This is a genomic window from Acinetobacter sp. 1130196 (genome assembly GCF_000588095.1).
Taxonomy (GTDB): domain Bacteria; phylum Pseudomonadota; class Gammaproteobacteria; order Pseudomonadales; family Moraxellaceae; genus Acinetobacter; species Acinetobacter nosocomialis.
The window spans coordinates 1-2,730 of record NZ_JFWX01000095.1; the positions used below are offsets into that span (position 1 = coordinate 1).

The 2,730-nt window shown below is 30.6% G+C and carries 3 protein-coding genes and 1 pseudogene; 3 read left to right on the plus strand and 1 reads right to left on the minus strand.

What is annotated here, in order from left to right:
* A protein-coding gene (locus J671_RS25705; protein ID WP_155765201.1) for an IS5-like element ISAba27 family transposase occupies positions 1–809 on the minus strand; the annotation gives its coding sequence in 2 pieces (ribosomal slippage) (positions 1–427 and positions 429–809; 808 coding nt annotated over the 2 pieces). This gene is flagged as partial in the annotation.
* Between the two features lie 411 nt (positions 810–1,220).
* Here J671_RS25705 and J671_RS24340 point away from each other — a divergent pair.
* The 3 genes and pseudogenes from J671_RS24340 to J671_RS24345 all read left to right on the plus strand — a co-directional run.
* Positions 1,221–1,880 (plus strand): epoxyqueuosine reductase QueH, encoded by a 660-nt coding sequence (locus J671_RS24340; RefSeq protein ID WP_006580639.1) that lies wholly within the window; start codon positions 1,221–1,223, stop codon positions 1,878–1,880.
* A 315-nt stretch (positions 1,881–2,195) separates the two neighbouring features.
* Positions 2,196–2,294: pseudogene (locus J671_RS25900) on the plus strand (GNAT family N-acetyltransferase); the annotation flags it as partial.
* Positions 2,295–2,405: 111 nt separating this feature from the next.
* Positions 2,406–2,730 (plus strand): helix-turn-helix domain-containing protein (locus tag J671_RS24345; RefSeq protein WP_240488014.1); only part of this gene is annotated, 325 nt, incomplete at its 3' end.

Consider the following 2,730-nt stretch of genomic DNA (forward strand, 5'->3'; position numbering starts at 1 on the left):
TCCGATTTACCAGTGCAGCGATTAAGTTAATGCGTAAACCGAATCTTTTCCGTCTATTTCGATAGCGTTCACTTAATATTCTAAATGTTTTCAATTGACTATTAATATGTTCGATCACAACTCGTATTTTTCCAATCATTTTATTGTACTTTTTCTCAACATCAAATAAGGGTAAATTCTTCTTTTTCTTTATTGGCATCAATAATTTAAAGCCATCTTGCTCTAATCCGTAGTACCCTAAATCGGTCATAACATATTTACAATGTTTGAATTTTTTAACCGTTCTTCTTGCCAATTTAATGTCATGCTGACTGCCATTCGATATATCTAGCCCTATGATTTGTTTGCTGTTCGGATGATAGATCACTTGTGCTTTTAGCGTATGTTTCTTCTTTTTACCACTGTAGAACTTACTCTGATTTTTTTTTCGGACGTTCTATTGAACATTCTGTCGCATCAATAATGACCCAGTTAAACTGTTCGTCTGCTGTGGTAATGCTTCGTTTTGGCAGAGTAAACCGTCTTGATTTCATCAATGCATCTTCAACCTTTTTAATGGTTCGATTCACATTACTTTCAGCGATATGGTAATTTGCAGCCAACTCCAATTGAGTGCTGTAATTCCGTAAGTAATTGAGTGTTAATAATAATTGATCCTCTATAGCTAAAGTATGAGGACGCCCAGATTTCTTTTTAAGTGATTCTACTTCTTTTAAAACTTCGATCATTTCACTAAAAACTGGTCGAGGTACACCAACCAAGCGCTGGAATTCAGAATCTGAAAAACGATTTAATTTCTGATATCTCATGAAATTTAGATTGAGGTGGTTTTTACTTTCGCAAGAGGTCTAATTTAATAAAAATATAAATCTAAAAAAATATTTAAAATTAAAAAATAATACTTATTTGTGACGTTTATCACACTAATTGGCTGTCAAATTATAAAAAATAAATATATAAAAGACAAATAGTTAACAGAATATAAAATAATTATCATTTTCAATTAGATCAAATATTTTAAAATCAAACTTAATACTTATAAAATTACATAAACATAATATTTATATTATTATATAAAATAAAAAATAATTTAAATTATTTTTTAAGAACTATATTAAAATCAATAATTAAATATTTTTCATCTTGAATTGAAAAAAATTCACTCCTATATTTATTTAAAAAACTTAGAATATATAGAAATATATCTTGATTTTTTCCTTATGACTACTCAGAGACAAAAACTTGAACTTCCTTTAGGACATAATAAATTATTACTTCATTCATGTTGTGCTCCCTGTTCTGGAGAAGTCATGGAAGCATTAATTGAGTCCAATATAGACTTTTCTATATTCTTTTATAATCCTAATATCCATCCAGTGAAAGAATATCTCATTCGTAAAGACGAAAATATTCGATTCGCAGAGAAACATAATATTCCGTTTATTGATGCAGATTATGACACAGACAATTGGTTTGCTCGTGCTAAAGGAATGGAAAATGAACCTGAACGTGGTATCCGATGTACCATGTGTTTTGATATGCGCTTTGAGCGTACTGCTTTATACGCTTATGAACATGGTTTTAGCTTAATCAGTAGTTCTTTAGGCATTTCAAGATGGAAAAATATGGCACAAATCAACGATTGCGGGATTCGCGCTGCTTCACACTATCCAGAAATCCAGTACTGGGACTACAACTGGCGAAAAAATGGTGGCTCTAGCCGTATGATTGAAATTAGTAAGCGTGAAGAATTCTATCAGCAAGAATATTGTGGTTGTGTCTATTCTTTACGTGATACAAATCGCTGGCGTATGAGTAATGGCCGAGATCGTATTAAACTTGGTGTTAAGTTTTATAGTAATGCTATGGAAGAAGATTAAAAATCTCTCTAGCTATTTAAAAATAAATAAGTTAATTATATTTATTTCATTTTCTAAATTTTTAACCTTAAATAAAAAGAGCCACATCTGGAGAATGTGGCTAAAAGGTGTACTTAGACGAGCTTTGATGTTTTTATAATAATTAAGTTAGCTTAAAATAATATTAATAAAATTTTTTTATTTTAAAAAGTCATAAAAATAAGCAATTTCTTTTCTCATTAGATTTATTGTGTTAGTTTTTAATACTTTAATGTTTCTATAAACTATTTATATCCAACATATAATTTCATCAATCAGTCAGAATGAAGTGTAATTATGATTCAAAATGAAATAATCAAAGTCTCGCCAGTTCAACAACAAGACTATACTCAATGGTTAGAATATTGGGTTGCCTATCAAAATTTCTATCAGGTCGGCAGAGTAAAACTTGAAGTGCGACATAAACCACCTAATTAATTTAAAGGGTTTATGGAGTATATAAAATTGTCATACCATCATCTTAACTTTGAAGATCGTACTGCATTAATGCTTGAGTCAAGAAAAGAAGGCTTTTCAGCCAGAAAATTTGCTGAACTCATTAAAAGACATCCTAGTACGATCTATCGTGAGCTTAAAAGAAATAGCATCAATGACGTTTATCAAGCTCGATATGCTTCTGATAACACCTTCGCTAGACGTAGACGTGGTCACAGAAAACTCAAAATCGATTCAATCCTCTGGAAATTTATTGTTGAAGCGATCCGTTGTTTATGGTCTCCTCAGCAAATAGCAAAGCGTTTAAAGACATTTCCTGATTTGGATCAAACAATGAATGTAAGCCATACAACGATTTATTCAACGATACGAGCAT

Bases quoted from the DNA above. Each gene is read 5' to 3' on its own strand.
- J671_RS24340 (WP_006580639.1), top strand. From the start codon at position 1,221: ATGACTACTCAGAGACAAAAACTTGAACTTCCTTTAGGACATAATAAA.